General features: G+C 59.4%; 9 protein-coding genes. 5 read left to right on the top strand and 4 right to left on the bottom strand.

The window, feature by feature from the left end:
* The coding region (locus tag HQL65_04710; GenBank protein ID MBF0135519.1) for a hypothetical protein at positions 1-614 on the top strand (614 nt) is incomplete at its 5' end.
* A gap of 200 nt (positions 615-814) precedes the next feature.
* Here HQL65_04710 and HQL65_04705 read toward each other — a convergent pair.
* From HQL65_04705 to HQL65_04690, 4 genes are all read right to left on the bottom strand, one after another.
* Positions 815-2347 (bottom strand): tetratricopeptide repeat protein, encoded by a 1533-nt coding sequence (locus HQL65_04705; protein MBF0135518.1) that lies wholly within the window; start codon positions 2345-2347, stop codon positions 815-817.
* A 164-nt stretch (positions 2348-2511) separates the two neighbouring features.
* Positions 2512-3999 carry a hypothetical protein gene (locus HQL65_04700; protein MBF0135517.1) on the bottom strand — a complete coding sequence of 496 codons (1488 nt, stop codon included), beginning with the start codon at positions 3997-3999 and terminating at the stop codon, positions 2512-2514.
* A gap of 31 nt (positions 4000-4030) precedes the next feature.
* Positions 4031-4288 carry an acyl carrier protein gene (locus HQL65_04695; GenBank protein ID MBF0135516.1) on the bottom strand — a complete coding sequence of 86 codons (258 nt, stop codon included), beginning with the start codon at positions 4286-4288 and terminating at the stop codon, positions 4031-4033.
* A gap of 162 nt (positions 4289-4450) precedes the next feature.
* Positions 4451-5440 (bottom strand): hypothetical protein, encoded by a 990-nt coding sequence (locus tag HQL65_04690; GenBank protein ID MBF0135515.1) that lies wholly within the window; start codon positions 5438-5440, stop codon positions 4451-4453.
* A gap of 351 nt (positions 5441-5791) precedes the next feature.
* Here HQL65_04690 and HQL65_04685 point away from each other — a divergent pair, with 351 nt between their 5' ends.
* From HQL65_04685 to HQL65_04670, 4 genes are all read left to right on the top strand, one after another.
* Positions 5792-6025: a hypothetical protein gene (locus HQL65_04685; protein ID MBF0135514.1), complete on the top strand. Its 234-nt coding sequence runs from the start codon at positions 5792-5794 to the stop codon at positions 6023-6025.
* Positions 6022-7194, top strand: coding sequence for a hypothetical protein (locus HQL65_04680; protein MBF0135513.1), 1173 nt, complete (start codon positions 6022-6024; stop codon positions 7192-7194). The genes HQL65_04685 and HQL65_04680 overlap by 4 nt, the downstream gene beginning before the upstream one ends.
* Positions 7195-7322: 128 nt before the next feature.
* Positions 7323-13121: an amino acid adenylation domain-containing protein gene (locus HQL65_04675; GenBank protein ID MBF0135512.1), complete on the top strand. Its 5799-nt coding sequence runs from the start codon at positions 7323-7325 to the stop codon at positions 13119-13121.
* Positions 13111-17853 (top strand): SDR family NAD(P)-dependent oxidoreductase, encoded by a 4743-nt coding sequence (locus HQL65_04670; GenBank protein ID MBF0135511.1) that lies wholly within the window; start codon positions 13111-13113, stop codon positions 17851-17853. Before HQL65_04675 ends, HQL65_04670 begins: the two co-directional genes overlap by 11 nt.
* Positions 17854-17873 lie beyond the last annotated feature (20 nt).

Here is a 17873-nt window from a genome sequence, read left to right as displayed (position 1 = left end):
CGGATGCCGCCATCCCGGAGACCGAGACGACAACCGGGCCGGTAGCTGGGGTTGTGGCGGCGGATGTTGCCATTCCGGGAGCCGAGACGACAACCGGGCCGGTAGCCGGGGCTGTGGTGGCGGATGTTGCCATTCCGGGAGCCGAGGCGACGACCGTGCCGGAAGCCGGGGCTGTGGTGGCGGATGCCGCCATCCCGGGAGCCGAGGCGACAACCGGGCCGGAAGTTGCGGCTGTGGTGGCGGATGCCACGGCAGCGGCGTTGACCGTGCCGGAAGCTGGGGTTGTGGTGGCGAATGCTGCCATCCCGGGGGCCGAGGCGACGACCGGGCCGGAAGTTGCGGCTGCGGCGACGACCGGGCCGGAAACCGCAAATTCCCCGACACTGGAGTCAGGCACGTCGGCGACGGTCTCTACGCTCATTCTCCAGCCCGCTGTCACCCATCTGCCCAACATCACCCTCGGCGGTGATGTGTTCCAGGCCATGGTTACAGGGCAGGATATTGTCGATCCCGGTGCCGATTCGGCCTTTGTTCCGGCCAGCGATTTTCTGCCTTTTTCTTCACATGTGGAGGATGTACCACCATCATTCAATCCAGATCACCCTGTTGTATGAGCAAAAACGTCTGGATGTTCCGCAGGTACTCGGGAGGCTTCATGAATGTTTTGCAGGTACTCAGGAGGCTTCATGAATGTTTTGCAGGTACTCAGGAGGCTTCACGGTTGCCCGGGAGGGGAGACGGGGATACCGGATCTCCCCGTTGCATGAGCGAAAACATCCGAATGTTCCGCAAGTGACCGGAAGGTTTCACGGTTTCACGGTTTCACGGTGACCTGGGGTTTCACGGTGACCTGGGAAGGGTCGTGATGATACCAGTCCGGTTGATGAATTTTTGGGTTGGAAAAGCTCAGGCAGAAAACAGACTGATTCAACATGGTCGTGCGAATCCTGTCCAGGCAGGACAGCATGGTTTGCAGGCTCTGTTGATAAATCCTGCCATCGTCTGGATCGCTGACCTTCGCGTAGCGACTTTCCAGGTGTTGGCATGTCTTGACGCAGGCATTGGCCAGGAACATTTTTTCCTGGGTGGAACAATAGCGCATGTTCGGACCATCAATGAAATCACGCAACAGGGCGAGGGATTCATCGATACGGTTCTCCTGCTCCAGGAACTCCAATAGCGAGGGAAGCAGGGGATAAAACACCGGATTCAGTTGCAGTGCCCGCTGATAGAATGCCCTGGCCTGTTGCGTCTCTCCCGCTGCACGATGACAATCGCCCAGTGTCGTCAACAACTCTGTCCGCCAGGTGTTGACCGCTTGTGCGGCGGGTCCCTCCGGCAAGGCATCCCAAAAGGCCAGTTCTTCTTGCAGGGTCTGGAGGTGTCTGGATGCATCTCCCTCTTGCAGGGTCTGGATGTGTCCAGATACAACCCCCTGCTCGTGACAGGAAGTGGCATTCGGCAATCCCAAATGTTTTCGCAGGTATGCCAGATATCCGTAATCTCCTTCCTTGGTTTTTTGGTTCTCTTCATAGACACTGCTCGGGTGTGGCCTGGGGGGATGGAAGCCATAACGGGTCCCATGGTCAACCCATTGCAGACCATAATGATCCATCACCTGGGGATGGATGGGAAATGTGGCACCGAAATTCAAATATCCATCCCAGTTTTTGGTAAAATTTTGCTCGGTGATTCCGGCACAGCGCAAAATCTGATCGGTCATGTAGTGACACAGGGCAAGCTGGGTATGGGCCGCATCGGCAAAGAGCGGTTGGGAGCGGAACAGCTCTTCGATCAGATCAGCCACCGGCACGTCCACTTCCTGGTCCAGATTGCGCAGCCTGTCAAAGTAGAGTTCACCGGCGCGATCCAGATCCAGATGCTGACAAATATCCGTGGCCATGAATTGGGCCAGGGTCTCCAGGGGAGGCAGCTTTTTTTTGATCAGGTTTTGTAAAAGCCGTTCCCCATGGCCCCGTCGGTTGTCCTCGATGCCGAAAGGGAATGGTCGGGGTCGAACCATGTAGAATGGCCAGAGCAATTCATGGGTGAGCATGGGAAAACTGATTTTGCGACACTGCGGCGGCAACCGGTCTGCATAGGGAAACGTTCTTGACCAATAACTTTTTTGGTGCAAAAAAACCGCACAATTTGCAAAAATTTCATCGACCCTGATGGCCCCGATGGGTTCATGGCTGAGTATCTTCCACCGGAGGTCTGGTGTGTTGTCTTCCGGGCTGCGCAGCAGAACGACTGTGTATTTTTCATTCAACTCAAGGAGTTGCATGGCCAGCAGGCAATATTTCATGGCCTGGCAGTTGCCATTGAATACAAAGGTTGGTTTCATGTGCGTTTCCCGCTCTCAGAGGCTGTCCAATAACTTGTTAATTTCAAAAAAAACGAATGAAAACCAATTTTTTTATCCGAAAGTTCATGGACAGCTTTTCACAGACCCGTTGCAATGGCTACCCGGATTGCACATGCCGATGCCGCCTCGTCTGGTTGCCTCTGTCAGCGCGCTGAATCATGGATCGATTCATAGGTAAACCAGCGTGGATCTTCAATTTTCAGGTTGGCATGGCCCGGGTTGTCCCTGGGGCTGATCGGTTGACGCACCGAATTTTGCAGCGTCATGGTGCGAATCCTGTCCAGGCGGGTTGTGACGGATTGAAAGCTCTGTTGGGCAAATTGCAGGCTGTCCGGATCGTTGTTCGCTAGGGATCGCTTCTCCAGGGTTTCACAAACGCGAATGCAGGCTTTCGCCAGAAATACGGTTTCGTCAATGGAACAATATTTCATGTTCGGACCATCGATGAATCCGAGCAACAGATCCAGGGTCTCCCTGGAACGCTCCTCCCGCTCCAGAAAATCCAGCAGCGATGGCAGCAAATGATACAGTGCCGGTTTGAGTTTCAGTGCCTGCTCGTAGAATATTCTGGCCTGTTCATGTCTGCCCGACAGTCGATGGCAATCACCCAGTATGGTGGACAACTCGGCCCGCCAGGCATGGACGGTTTTGGTCATGGGGCCTTCCGGCACGGCATCCCAGAAGGCCAATTCCTGGTGCAGGGATTGGACGTGCCCGGAGTCATCTTCCCGGCCATGACAGGGGGAGGCATCCGGCATCTCCAAATGCTTGCGCAGGCCTGCCAGATAGCTGTAATCCCCCACCTTGGTGTTGTATTTTTCCTGGTAGACACTGCTCGCATGCGGCAATGGCGGATGAAAGCCGTAACGGGTGGCATGATCCACCCACTCCAGCTTGTAGTGATCGATCACCTGGGGGTGAATCGGAAAAGTGGCACTGAAATTGGGTCTTTCATCCCAGTATTCGATGGCGTTTTCCCTGATCAATCCCGCGCATTGCAACAACTGGTTGGTCATATGACTGCACAGGGGAGGATTGGGATGGGCCGTATCTGCAAACAGCGGTTTGGAACGAAAATACTTTTCAATCCAATGGGCCACCGGCAGATCCACCTGCCGGTCCAGATTCCGGAGTTTTTCAAAATAGATTTCGCAGGACCGATCCAGGTCCAGCAGGCGATGGATGTCCGTCGCCATGAAGCGGGCGAGGGTTTCCAGGGGGAGCAGCTTTTTTTTGAGCAGGTTATGGAAAATCCGGTCTCCATGCCCACGTCGATTGTCCTCGACACCAAATGGGTACGGACGCGGTCGCAGCATGTAAAAAGGCCACAACAGTTCAAGCGTGAGCATGGGAAAACGGATCGTGCGGCAATGGGACGGCAGCCTGTCCGCATAGGGAAAGGTCTGGTCCCAAAAACCCATCTGTTGAAAAAAATAAGCGCAGTTTGACAGGAGCTGACCAACCCCCACCGGCTCATGACAGAGTACCTGCCATCGATGGTCCGGTCTGTTCTCTTCAGGGGTGCGCAACAGGGCAATCGTGTATTGCTCAGCCACCTCCGGAACGAACATGGTCTTGAGGCAGAAGGTCAAGGATTGGCAGTTTCCATAAAATACAATGGTTGGTTTCACGTGCGCATCCCTTCCCTGCAACAGTCCCGTCTCAACGGTTGCCCGGCAAGCGGGAGAGGATTCCTTTCACCAGCTCTCCCACGTTTTCAAACGCTGTTTCCCGGGCCAGAAACCGGATGCCGAACTCTTTTTCCACCGCCATGATCACCAGGGTGTGACTCAACGAGTCCCACCCCTCCACATCTGCCGCGACCGTTTCAGGGGTGATGGTCTCTGGATCATCAATAAAAAATATCGGGGTTATCAGGGACCTGAAGGTCGCCAATACGCTGTCGAAGTCGTGGGTCATGGTTCACCGGATGGGCTGCACAACAGGGTGGTGACAGTGTTCGGCATCCTGACGGGGCAGCATGTTGTTTCCGAACCTTCCGGGCCGGAATTATGCACCATCAGGATGCCGTTGTCACACCATGCTCAAGACAAAACCGAAAATCCCTGCACCAATGAGCATTTACAGAAGCTTTGTAAGCCAATGCAGCACGTTCAGGAGAAACTGCTGATTGTTGGCAGCTTCCGGATTTTGCATGCCCATGGGATATTTGGGATCCCAGGGGGCGGTCTGGGCGGTAAACATGGAGGCTTCGCCAAACACGGCAACCCGGCCATCGCCCTCTTTCACGGTGGCACCCTGCAACAAACCGACCGCCGGGGCATTGGGGGTTTGCAGTGACATGGTATCCGCTTCCGCAGGATAGAGAATTCTGGATCCATCGCCGAACACCATCAAAGGCTGGACATTGCTGCCCGGTTTGGCGCGGAAAGCACTGCCCGTGAACGTGGAGACGTATTGGATCTCTTCGGAAATGGGTGCATTTTTTCTGCCGGCGACGATGGCATGGTTGACAAGTTTGCCTTCGGTTGGTTTGCCACCGGACAGTTTGAATTTGATGATGTTCGGGTCACCCTTCTTGTAGGTGAAGGTGGCATCGAACACAAAAGAGTTGTCCATGATGATGCCGAAATTCATGGCCAGTTTTTCGTTGGCTCCCGGCCAGGGCATGTGATCGGCAATCAACAGGAGGGACCCCCCTTTTTTGACCCAATCGACGACTGTATTGATTTCCGTATCCTCAAAAGCCGAGGGGGTGGGCAATTCCCACTTGTTCGCTTTCTCTTTTTCGGTGGCATTTTTCATGTTCAGGGCGTTGGCGATTACCAGGACGTCAATCCCCTTGAGGGCTTCCGGGGTGATGGTACCGGCCAGGGCGCGGACATCGTAACCATCCGCCGTGAGTACTTCGGCAAAAGGTTTGTAGCGTCCATCGATCTTGTGCCAGTTGTTGTGTCCCCCATCAACCAGGACGACCGGTTTCTTGCCCGTGGCATAGGCCGGATTGTCAACCTTGGCCTTGAAGGCAGGATCCGCCAGTTGCTCGGCAGATCCAATTCCGGCTGCCAACAGCAAGGTCGATAAAAAAATACCCAACTGTAATCTTCTCATGTACCATTCTCCACTGGGCAGTGTGAAAGTTATAGAATCTGAATTTCGCTTTTTTCAACATGAATTATAGGGTGACCGTCCAGAGTATTCAATGTTCTGTTTCATGGCTCACTGTGTGCCGATACATTCATTTTTCTGCTCCAGGCTTTGAGGCTTGTCGAAACAAATGCCAGAAATCGATCCGGATTCAATGATCGGGGCCGGATCCGTTTTACAATGTTTCAACGGATCGATCCAGGTCCGGTGACCGAAACAAGGTCAGCCTTGACGCTGCAAGTTGGATCAGCCTTGACAAAAAAGTGATGCGCCATCAGGATACCGATCACATTTCGATAGCAACGAGGTGGCGTCATGAAAGCATCAAGCGTCCGCGATTTGCCGGACGATGTCCATGAATCACTGAAGGCGATGGCCGTGGCCGATCATTGCAGCGTGCAGGAACCGGTGCGCTGCCTGGTCGGGCGTGAAGCCGGGCTGATTGGCGACGATGGTCTGTCAGAGGCACGTGCCTGGCGAATTCGTTTGGCGGGGCGTCACCTCGGTGATACGGTGGAAGACGTGCGCCAGGATCGTATACGATCATGAAAGGTCTGGTTTTTTTCGATACAAGCCAGGTGCATGCAGCCAGCAAGGGGTTTTCCGGGGCGGCTTGCGATGGCCGCTACATATACTACGTGCCCATGAACAACGGGACCCCATCGGGACAGGTGACCCGTTATGACAGTCAGGGTCGCTTCGATGACCCGGCGAGCTGGTCCTTTTTCGATACCACGACCGTCCACGCGGACAGCCGTGGGTTTACGGATGGCCTGTTTGATGGTCGTTATCTGTACATGGTTCCCTATTTCAATGGATTGCACCATGGACAGGTCACCCGCTACGACACCCGGGCACCCTTTGCCGATCCGGCAAGCTGGTGCGTCTTCGATACCAGACAATTGGATCCGGAGAGCCGGGGTTTCGTCAGCGGCGTTGTCGCCGGTCGCCATCTTTACCTCGCCCCCTATCAACTCGACTGGTCCACCTATCATGGGCGGATCGTGCGTTACGATACCCAGGCAGATTTCAACACCACGACCAGTTGGGACATATTCGACGCGGCCCGGCTCCAGGAGGGGTGTCAGGGATATCACTCTGCGGTTGCCGACGGACGGCATGTCTACTTTGTGCCCTATCGAGGCAACAAGGATTTTCACGGCCATCTCGTCCGTTTCGATTCCCAGGGCCGTTTTGATGATCCCCAGGCCTGGACCACCTTCGATCTCACCACCCTGCATCCCCAGTGTCGCGGTTTCATCGGCGCGGTGCGCACCGACCGGCATCTCTGTTTCGTTCCCTACTATGATGGAACCGACCGCCATGGTCAGGTGGCGCGTTATGAGATTGGCTCCAGGCTGGATGCCAGGACCGGTTGGCAGGTCTTCGATATGGCCCGGGTCCATCCGAACAGCCGTGGTTTTTTTGGGGCATTGTTTGACCAGCGGTATATCTACTTCATTCCCCATTGCATCGAGGAAGGCATCTATCATGGCCAGGTGAGTCGCTTCGATACCACAAAACCCCTCGATGATCTCTCGGCCTGGGCCGTTTGCGATACGGCCCGCGTGTACCCCCTCAGCAAGGGGTATATCGGTGGTGTCATCGTCGGTCGCCATCTCTACATGTCTCCCTACGAAACCGCTCCGCGTGCCCACACCGGTGTTGTGGTCCGTATCGACCTGGATGAACCTTCACTCTGGGAATATGCCCGGTAAGGTTGTCTCCGTGCCCCGCCGTCATTTGTCCCAAAACTGCTCCGGGTTATTGCATCTGCGCTCCAGTATGGGGTGTAACGTGTTGACCGAGTCAGGATTGGAAAGCAACAACAGGAGCTTCCTCAGCCATGCATGACAATTCCCTCGCCAGTCAAGACACCGCCGGTCCACACTACGCGGCAATCATTGCCACCTTGCGGGGTCTGATGGCCGAGGCCATGCCCGTGGCCGTGGGGGCGGGCGACATCCATATCCCTTTTTTGGAAATGGGAGCCAACTCCCTCATCCTCATGGAGGTCCAACGCACGGTTGAAGTCACCTATGGCGTGACCATTGCCATCCCCCAATTCTTCGAAGAGCTGATCACCATCGATGCCCTGGCACGTTATATCGATGCCAGGTTGGCAGAGAGGCCGGCGGCAGCCCCGGTGGTTCACTCCCCGCAAGCCGCGCCAACCGCCGGGGCCATGCCCCTCCAGATGCAATCCCCGGCCCTGTCGTCTCCTGCCGGAGCCATGCCCCTCCAGGGACTATCCCCGACCCTGTCGTCTCCTGCCGGGGCCATGCCCCTCCAGGGACTATCCCCGACCCTGTCGTCTCCTGCCGGGGCCATGCCCCTCCAGGCCCAATCCATGGGCATGGCCATGCCGTTGTTGCCGGCGGTGCCAGCCATGTCCCGGGTGGCCCCCGTCGCGCTGGAAACCGGTGGCGAGCTGGAACAAATCCTTGCCCAACAACTCCACACGGTCTCACAAACCCTCTCTGCCGTGGTGACCCAACAGTTGCAGTTTTTGCAGGGCAGCACCCTGGCCGAGGGGGTTGCCCCGCAAGCGGAATCCGCTGTGGGAAGCCTCATTGCGGCGCAGGCGGCGACAGCGACTGCGGCACCAACGCCTGCCGCACCAGCGCCCGTGGCACCGGCATCCGCTGCACCGGCATCCGTCGCCACGACCGGTCAATTTCCTCAAGCCCAGGCTTCCACTCCGCCCAAACCCCGCTCCGCAGCCTTGCCGCAACAACTCCTGTCGCCCCTGGAAATTCGGGCACGGGGACTCACGCCCCGGCAGGCCAAACACCTGGAAGCGTTGATCAAGCGGTATGTGGCCAAAACCCGTACTTCCAAGGAACTCGCGCAAAAATATCGCGGGGTGCTGGCCGACAGCCGGGCTGCCGTGGGCTTTCGTTTTTCCACCAAGGAGATGCTCTATCCCATCGTGGGCAAAAGGGCCAAAGGGGCCTACCTCTGGGATATCGACGACAACGAATATGTGGACATCACCATGGGCCAGGGGGTGACCCTGTTTGGTCACCATCCGGAGTTTATCGACCAGGCCTTGCGGGACCAGCCCGCCGATGTGATGCAACTGGGTCCCAGACCCCCCCAGGCCGGCGAAGCGGCCCGCCTGATCTGTCAGTTTACCGGCATGGAGCGGGTCGCCTTCACCAACTCCGGGACCGAAGCCGTCATGGCCGCGTTGCGCCTGGCCCGGGCCGCCACCGGCCGCAACAAGATTGTCCTGTTCAACAACTCCTACCACGGTCACTCCGATGCGGTCCTCGGCATGCCAGTGGAGCGCGATGGCCGGTTGTTCTCGCAACCCGTGGCCCCGGGCATTCCCCAGGGGGCGGTCGATGATCTCTGGTTCCTGGATTATGGCACCGAGCAGGCACTCGATTTCATCAAAAAACACATCCATGAACTGGCCGCCGTGCTGGTCGAACCCGTGCAAAGCCGTCGCCCGGATCTGCAACCGCGGGAGTTCCTCCACGCAGTGCGACAAATCACCGCCCAGGCCGGTGTCGTGTTCATCATCGACGAAATGATCACCGGTTTCCGGGTCCATCCCGGGGGTGCCCAGGCCTGGTTCGGTGTGCAGGCCGATATTGCCACCTACGGCAAGGTGTTGGGGGGGGGCATGCCCATCGGCGTGGTGGCCGGCAAGGCACGCTTCATGGATCCCCTGGACGGCGGCATGTGGAACTATGACGATGCCTCCTATCCCGCCGTCAATCGGGTGGTCTTTGGCGGCACCTTCTGCCAGCACCCCCTGGCCATGACCGCCACCCTGGCCACCTTGCGCCACTTCGAGGCACAGGGACCGGCCCTGCAACAGGGGTTGAATCTGCGCACCCAGAGATTGGCCGATGAGCTGAACCACTTTTTCCGCGACCAGGAGTATCCCATCTCCGTGGTCCATTTCGGCTCGTTTTTCCGTCTCTCCTTTACGAGCAACCTGGAACTGCTCTTCTATCACCTGATGGAAAAAGGGGTTTTCATCTGGGAATGGCGCAACTATTTTCTCTCCACGGCGCACAGCGACGCGGATGTGGACAGGATCATTCGTGCCGTCAAGGAGAGTGTCGAGGAGCTGCGGGCGGGAGAGGTCATTCCCGAACGCGCCCGTCTCGATGCCGCCCGGTTGCCGACTGCGCCTGTTGCCCCGGGGGGTTCCCCTGCGGTCCCGGCCCCGGGTGGTCCCCACGCCACATCGGCCCCGGGTGACACCGATACCTTTCCCCTCGGTGCGGCCCAACAGCAAATCCTGGCCCTGGCGAACATATTTCCCCAAGGCTCCATGGCCTACACCCTGAGCGCCATGCTCCGACTGGAAGGCCCGTTGCAACAGGAACATTTGCGCCAGGCCATCATCCAGGTGGTGGAACGCCATGCCGCTTTGCGCACCGTCATGGAAGGGTCCCGGCAACGGGTGCAAGCCAGCGCGGAAATTGCCGTCGATCTGCCGGTCACGGATCTCGCCGGTTCCGGGGAGAAAGCGCATGTGCCTGCGGCGCATCTTTCCGATCCTGGATCTGTTTCCGGAGAGACAAATGCCCCGCTCGTGACGCATGGGTCCGGCCCGGGAACAAATATCCTGCCCGTGACGCATGGGTCCGGCCCGGGAGTGGAACAGGGAAACGACAGGCTGCAAGAGTGGCTGGCGGATTATCTCCAGACCCCTTTCGACCTGCACCGGGGACCGCTCTTCATGCCCCACCTGGTCCGCATGCACGAAAAGCTTCATTTTCTGGCGCTGCGCGGTCACCACATTGTCCTGGATGGTCTCTCGATGAACCTGGTGGTGCAGGAGATTGCCAGACTCTATACCGCCCGGTGTCGCAACACCTCCCTGCAACTCGATCCCCCCCTGTCGTATCGCGATTATCTGCATTGGCGCGCCACCACCTCCCTGGCGAGCCAGGAGGCCTACTGGCTGAATCATTTGCAGGGCGAACTGCCGGTCCTGGAACTTCCCAGCGACCGTCCCGAACCCATGGAAAAAAGTTATCGGGGAGGACGCATCACCCTGCCCATCGCCAGGAGCCTCTTTGCGGACATCAAGCATTTCAGTCGGGGGCAGGGGTGTACCCATTTCATGACCCTGTTGGCGATCTATGCCTTGTGGCTGCACCGCCTGACCGGTCAGGAGGATCTCATCATCGGCATGCCGGTGGCGGGGCGTCCACAACGGGGCGGCATCGCCCTGGTGGGCTATTGTACCCATCTCGTGCCCATTCGCAGCCGCATCACCTGGGAAACCCCTTTTACCGATTATCTGCGGGCCATGCGCGGTGTTCTGCTCCAGGCCTACCAGCACCAGGATTATCCCTTTGCGGAACTGATGGACAAATTGCATCTGCGCCGGGACGGACGCCATGCCCCCCTGATCGCGGCCCTGTTCAATCTGGACCGCCCGGGAGCCGTGGCGGAAATGGCGGACCTGACCGTCTCCTGGCAGCCGTTGCCGGTCTATTATGCAGCGTTCGATGTCATCTTCAACCTGACCGAGCTGGATGCGGAACTCCTGTTGGAGTGTGACTACAACGCGGATCGTTTCGATCCGGCCACCATGGACCGTTTTGTGGGGTGTTTCCATACCCTGTTGCAGGGGGTCGTGGCCGAGCCGCAGCGTTCCCTGGCCACCCAGCCCCTGCTGCCCGCCGCAGAGTGGCAGCGCAGCGTGATCGACTGGAATCGGACCGCCCGGGAATATCCCCGGACGCAGTGTCTGCACCAGCTTTTCGAGGCCTGTGCCGCCGCCAACCCGGAGGCCGCAGCCGTGGCATGGGAGGGGGGGAGCCTGAATTACGGTGCCCTGAATGCCGAGGCCAACCGTCTGGCGCATCATCTCCAATCCCTGGGCGTGGGACCGGATCAGGTGGTGGGCATCCATGCCGAACGTTCCCCGGAACTGGTGATCGGCATCCTTGCCATCCTCAAGGCCGGCGGGGCTTATCTCCCCCTGGATCCGGCCTATCCTGCCGCCCGGCTCGCCTTCATGCTGGAAGATTCCCAGGCCTCCCTCCTGTTGACCCAGGAACGGTTGCGCAACCGCTTCACGCCTGGATCCCGGACCCGGATTCTTGCCCTGGACAGCGAGCGGGAACGCTTCGCCGGGGCAGCGACAGACAATCCCACGAGTACCTGTCGCCCGGACCATCTCGCCTACGTCATCTATACCTCCGGTTCGACCGGCAAGCCCAAAGGGACCATGATCCACCATCAGGGCGTGGTCAATTATCTGACCTGGGCCATGGAGCGGTATCAGGTGGCGGAAGGGCAGGGGGCACCGCTCCATGCCTCCCTGGGCTTCGATGCCACGATCACCTCCCTGTTCACCCCCCTGCTGGGCGGACGCCGCCTGTGGCTGTTGCCGGAAAAGGAGTCCGGGGTCGAAATCGACCTGATCCGGACCGCCCTGCTCGGCCACCACGACTGGAGCCTGGTCAAGGTGACCCCCGCCCATCTCGAATTGCTGAACGCCCTGATTCCCGAAGATCAACTGGCCGGATTGACCCGGTATCTCGTCCTGGGTGGCGAGGCGCTTCTCTGGCGCAGCGTCGCTCCGTGGCGACGTGCCGCACCCGACACCCACATCATCAACGAATATGGTCCCACGGAAACCGTCGTGGGGTGCTGCATCTACGAACCCACCGCCCGGGAGCCGTTGCCAGGCTCCCTGCCCATCGGCAAACCCATCGCCAATACCCAGCTCTACATTCTGGACAAAAATCTCCAGCCCGTGCCCATCGGCGTGACCGGGGAGTTGTTCATCGGCGGCGACGGGGTGGCGCGGGGCTATCTCAATCGCCCCGAACTGACCGCCGAACGCTTCATTCCCTTGAAGAATACCGGTCTGGCTGCTCATGCGGCCCATATTCCGGAGGCCATGGTCCAGGGACGTCTCTATCGCACCGGGGATCTGGCCCGCTGGCAGCCGGATGGCAACATGCTCTATCTGGGACGGATCGACAATCAGGTCAAGCTGCGTGGCTTCCGGGTGGAACTCGGTGAAATTGAAAAGGTCCTCGTCCAGCATCCGGCGGTGCGGGAGTGTGCCGTGGGATTGCACCGCCGCTCCGATCTCGATCAACGCCTCGTGGCCTGGTTGGTACCCAACCCCGGTCAAACCATCCCGGACACGGCAACCCTTCGCCGCTTTCTCGGCGAACAACTCCCCGACCACATGCTCCCCACCAACTTCGTCACCCTGCCGGCCCTGCCCCTGACCAGCCATGGCAAGGTGGACCGCAAGGCGTTACCCCTGCCCGAAGGCAGGCAACCGGAGCGTGGCCTGACCTCGGCCCGTACCAAGGCTGAACAACAGATTGCTGCCGTGTGGCGGGAAATGCTCGACGTGGAACAGGTTGGAGTGGAAGATAATTTTTTCGAGCTGGGCGGTCACTCCCTGCTTGTGTTGCCCCTGCGGGATCGTCTGCAAACCCTCTTTTCCCGACCCCTGTCACCCGTGGATATTTTCAAATACACGACCATTCGTACCCTGGCTGCCTATTTGACCGCCGACGTTGCCGCCACGCCATCCATGGAAACGGGCGGCAGAAAACGTCGGGATCCGGATGGCGCAGCCCAGCGCCAGAAAGAGGCTTTCCGCCGTCTCCGGGAAAGGAGAACTCCCGTTGGTTCATGATCGCCGTGTCACCGAAAAACCCCGTGTCTCTGGAACTTCTGATCACAAAGTTGTCGCACTCCTTGGTCATGATGCCGTCGAAGAAGGGTCCATGGTACCGATTGCCATCGTCGGCATGAGCGTGCGGGTCCCTGGTGCCCGGACCCTGGAGCAGTTTTGGGACAATTTACGGCGGGGCGTGGAGTCGATCACCTTTTTCACCCGGGAAGAACTCCTGGCCGCCGGTGTCGCCCCGACCGTCATCGACAATCCGGATTACGTCAAGGCCATGGGCCGTCTGGAAGGGATCGACTGGTTCGATGCCCGCCTGTTCGGCTTCACCCCCCGTGAGGCGGAAGTTCTTGATCCGCAACATCGACTTCTCATGGAGTGTGCCTGGGAGTGCCTGGAACATGCCGGTCACGATCCGGAGCGATTTGCCGGTCGGATCGGACTTTTCAGCGGGATCGGCTTCAACGGCTATCTGGTCCACAATCTGCTCGGTCACGACGAACTGGTGGAAGCCGTGGGCGGTTGGCATCTGCTCATGTCGAACGACAAGGATTTTGCCCCGTCCCGGGTCTCCTACAAGCTCAACCTGCAAGGACCCAGCATCAACGTCAACACGGCCTGTTCCTCGTCTTTGGTGGCCGTGGCCCTGGGGTGTCAGAGTCTGCTCAGCTTTCAGAGCGACATGGTGCTGGCCGGGGGGTGTTCGATCCATCTGCCCCAGGATCAGGGGTATTGGTACAATCCGGGCGGGACCTTTTCGCCGGATGGGCACTGCCGGGCCTTCGATGCTCGTGCCCAGGGCACCCTCGATGGCAACGGGGCGGCCATGGTCTTGTTGAAACGTCTGGACGATGCTTTGCGTGACGGGGATACGATCCATGCCGTGGTGCGGGGATTTGCGGTCAACAACGACGGTTCCCTCAAGGTGGGGTATACCGCGCCGAGTGTCGATGGCCAGGCCGAGGTGATCCGGGAGGCCCAGGTCATGGCTGGCATTTCCGCCGCCAGCATCGGCTATGTCGAAACCCATGGCACCGGCACCGATCTGGGCGATCCGGTCGAGGTTGCCGCCCTGACCCAGGCCTTTCGTCTCTCCACCGCCGAACGGGGTTTCTGTGGCATCGGTTCGGTCAAGTCCAACCTGGGCCATCTGGATACTGCCGCCGGGACCATCAGCCTGATCAAGGCCGTTCTGGCCATGCGGCAGGGTGAAATTCCCCCCACGCTCCATTTTGAACGCCCCAACCCCAAGATCGATTTTGCCAACTCCCCCTTCTATGTCAATTCCCGTCTGAAAACGTGGGTCCGCCAGGGCGGGCAACCCCGCCGTGCCGGGGTGAGTTCCTTTGGCATCGGGGGAACCAACGCCCATGTGGTGGTCGAAGAGTTCATGCCGGCCAGGGGCATGGCTGGCAACCCGTCGCGCCCCTGGCACGTGCTGCCCTTGACGGCACTCGACAATGAGGCCATGGAGAGAGTCACCATCCAACTGGCCGACCATGTGGCGAGCCATCCCGAGCAAAACCTGGCCGATGTGGCTTTCACGTTGCAGGTAGGGCGGCGAATGTTGCCCTGGCGGCGGGTTCTCCTGTGCCGCAATGGCAGCGAGGCATGCCAATATTTGCGGAGTCCGGCAGCACCCTGGTGCCAGGATGGAACGGCAGTGGCTCATTCGCGTCCGGTGATTTTTCTGTTTCCCGGTCAGGAGGCCCAGGCCCCTTTGATGGCTGCCACCCTCTATCGGGACGAACCCCTGTTCCGGGCGGGTATCGATGCTTGCGCTGATATTTTGCAGGAACAACATGATATTCGGGTGCTGGCCCAACCTGTGCCAGGGAGCCAACCTGTGCCGGAGAGCGGAGATGTCCAGCCCGTTTTTGCAGCACCCTTTGCCCAACATCCGGTTGCCCTGTTCCTGGTGGAGTATGCCCTGGCGCAGGTGTGGCTGGCGTGGGGGGTCGCTCCCCGTGCCCTGTTCGGCCACGGTATCGGTGCCTATGTCGCTGCCACCCTGGCCGAGGTGATGACCCTGGATGAGGCCTTTGCCCTGCTGGTCAAGGGGGATCAGGTACTCCAGGAAATTCAGTGGCAACCGCCGACCATCCCCTGCCTCTCCGGGGTGACCGGCCATTGGCTTGATGATGCCGAAGCCCCCGGCCCGGAACATTATCGACATCTGAACCTCCATGCCCCTGATGCGCATCAGGTTCATCAACCCCATCAGGCCCACCAGGAGACCAGGCAGGCCAGCCCGGTTCACCATGCCCGCCAGCCCAATGAAGAGGCCAGCCAGGCCCAGATGGCCGTGATTTCCACAGCCATGGCCAGCATCCTGGCGGAACCGGATGCCATCCTGTTGGAAGTGGGACCAGGGGCAGGGTTGACCGGGATGGCCAGCCAACAGGCCGCTCGGGGTGCGGGGATTGAACTGTTGGCCTCCCTGGCAGATGCACATGTTCCGGTTCGAGATGCGGACACTGTTTTGCCGCCCGATAACCCGGTTCAGGTTGGCGACCCTGTTTTGCGGTCCGATGCCGTGGCCTTGCTGGCGGCACTGGGACGTTTGTGGATTGCGGGCGTGCCCATCGACTGGGAAGGGTTTGCTGCCAACGAGCAGCGGCAGCGGGTGCCGCTTCCGACCTATCCATTCGACCGGCAAAGCTACTGGATCAAACCCGTGGCCGCCGCAACATCAACCACCTCAACCGCTGCCAAGGCATCTGCCACACCGGAAAAATTGGCCAAGAATCCAAGTATTGACCAATGGTTCTACCTGCCCGAATGGCGACGGGCACCCTGGGTGACCCACAATCCCATCGTGGCCAGGGGACCCTGGTTGCTGTTCCTGGATCGCCTGGGCATCGGCGCGGCCCTGACAACCATGTTGCGGGCGCAGGGTGTGGAAGTGATCTGTATTCAGCAGGGTCCGGGTTTTGCCACCGAACCAGGGGAAGGAGGAGGGGCCTATCGGCTCGACATGGGCCACGCCGAGTCCCTGGAACGTCTCCTGGCCAGCCTGAATCCCGACCGGCAACCCGAACGCATCCTCCACCTGGCACTGCTGGGACGGGAAGGAACGGAACATGAAGTATTGGAGTTCAGCTTTTTCAGCCTGCTCCACCTGGGTCGTCTCCTGGGCCAACGGTATTTTTCCGGCAAAATCGACCTGATCTGTGTGGGTGACGGCCTTTGTTCCGTGACCGGCAGCGAAGAGGTGCTTCCCGGCAAAAGCGTGGCGCTGGGGCCCCTCAAGGTCATCCCCCAGGAGTATCCCACCATCACCTGCCGGGTGATCGACCTGGATCCCTGTCTGACCTCCGACCTTGCCCCCGATTCCCGCCAGCAGCAAGGCAATAACCAGCCCCACCAACCACAAGGCGGTACCCAATCTTGCCAGCAACAGCAAGACGATACTCAACCTTGTCAACAGCAACAGCAGCAGCAACAACAGCTCCAGCAGCAACAACAGCTCCAGCAACGGATCGTCTCCCAACTCCTGCTGGAGTGTGGCAGCAGCGACCATGAACCGGTCGTCGCCTACCGGGGTGGCTACCGTTGGGTGGAATCTTTTCGTACCTTGCCTTTGCCCGCCACCACCACACCGCCACCCCGTTTGCGTCCGGCGGGGGTTTATCTCATCACGGGAGGGCTGGGAAACATCGGTTTGGCAATGGCCGAATATCTGGTCCAAACCGTGCGCGCCAAAGTGGTCCTGGTGGGACGCTCCGCGCTGCCTGCCCGGGAGCAGTGGCGTGCCACGGTGGCCGACCCAGGCACCGATGCCCGCCTCCGGGAGCGCCTGCACCGCCTGCTTGCCCTGGAAGCCGCAGGAGCCGAATTGCTCGCCCTCCAGGCCGATGTCGCCGATGCCCGCCAGATGGAAGATGTGTTCCGGCAGGCGGAAACCCGCTTTGGGGGGGTGCATGGCGTCATTCATGCCGCCGGCTTGGTGGGCCGGGACTCCTATGTGACCATTCAGGAGAGCGACGCCGCCGCCGTGGCCCGGCAATTTCACCCCAAAGTGCAGGGAACCCAGGTCCTGGAACAAATTCTGGCCCACCGCACCGTGGATTTTTGTCTGCTCTGTTCCTCCATTTCGTCCATCCTGGGCGGAATCGGCTTCAGTGCCTATGCTGCCGCCAATATTTATCTGGATGCCTGCGCCGCCCGACAACATCGGCACCGTCCCCATGTCTGGATCAGCGTCAACTGGGAAGGGTGGAGTTTCGGCAACGATCCGACCGCCGGGGAGATTGGTGCCGCCCTGGCCGAACTGGGCATGCAACCGGCAGAAGGGCTGGATGTCTTCACCCGCATCCTGACCGCACCGGAACTGGGACAGGTGGTCGTCTCCACCGGCAGTCTCGATCTGCGCATTCAACAATGGGTTCGCAATCCGCTCGCCGACAGCACCGGAACCGACTCCGGCCAGGCCCATCAGCGTTCGGAATTGTTGGGAGCCTGTGTTGCACCTGGAACAGCCACCGAAATCGCCCTGGCCGCCCTCTGGCAAAAACTTCTGGGCATTGCCGGCATCGGCATCCATGACAACTTTTTCCAACTGGGAGGCAACTCCCTGTTGTTGATCCAACTGGTGGCCATGATGCGCCGCACCTTCCAGGTGGATTTTTCCCTGGCTGAACTTTTTGAAAGTCCGACCATCGCCGCCATTGCCGTCATGATTGATATGGCCAAAAATAACAGGCCCGACGATACCGAATGGGAAGAGGGTGTCTTGTAAACCACGTCCACAAGGCTTGT

The sequence above is a fragment of the Magnetococcales bacterium genome (genome assembly GCA_015228935.1).
Taxonomy (GTDB): Bacteria; Pseudomonadota; Magnetococcia; order Magnetococcales; family DC0425bin3; genus HA3dbin3.
This window is presented reverse-complemented; position numbering and strand designations above follow the sequence as displayed.

Coding starts and splice junctions, on each gene's coding strand:
- HQL65_04675 (MBF0135512.1), top strand. CDS start 7,323: ATGCATGACAATTCCCTCGCCAGTCAAGACACCGCCGGTCCACACTAC.
- HQL65_04680 (MBF0135513.1), top strand. CDS start 6,022: ATGAAAGGTCTGGTTTTTTTCGATACAAGCCAGGTGCATGCAGCCAGC.
- HQL65_04695 (MBF0135516.1), bottom strand. CDS start 4,288: ATGACCCACGACTTCGACAGCGTATTGGCGACCTTCAGGTCCCTGATA.
- HQL65_04685 (MBF0135514.1), top strand. CDS start 5,792: ATGAAAGCATCAAGCGTCCGCGATTTGCCGGACGATGTCCATGAATCA.
- HQL65_04690 (MBF0135515.1), bottom strand. CDS start 5,440: ATGAGAAGATTACAGTTGGGTATTTTTTTATCGACCTTGCTGTTGGCA.
- HQL65_04705 (MBF0135518.1), bottom strand. CDS start 2,347: ATGAAACCAACCTTTGTATTCAATGGCAACTGCCAGGCCATGAAATAT.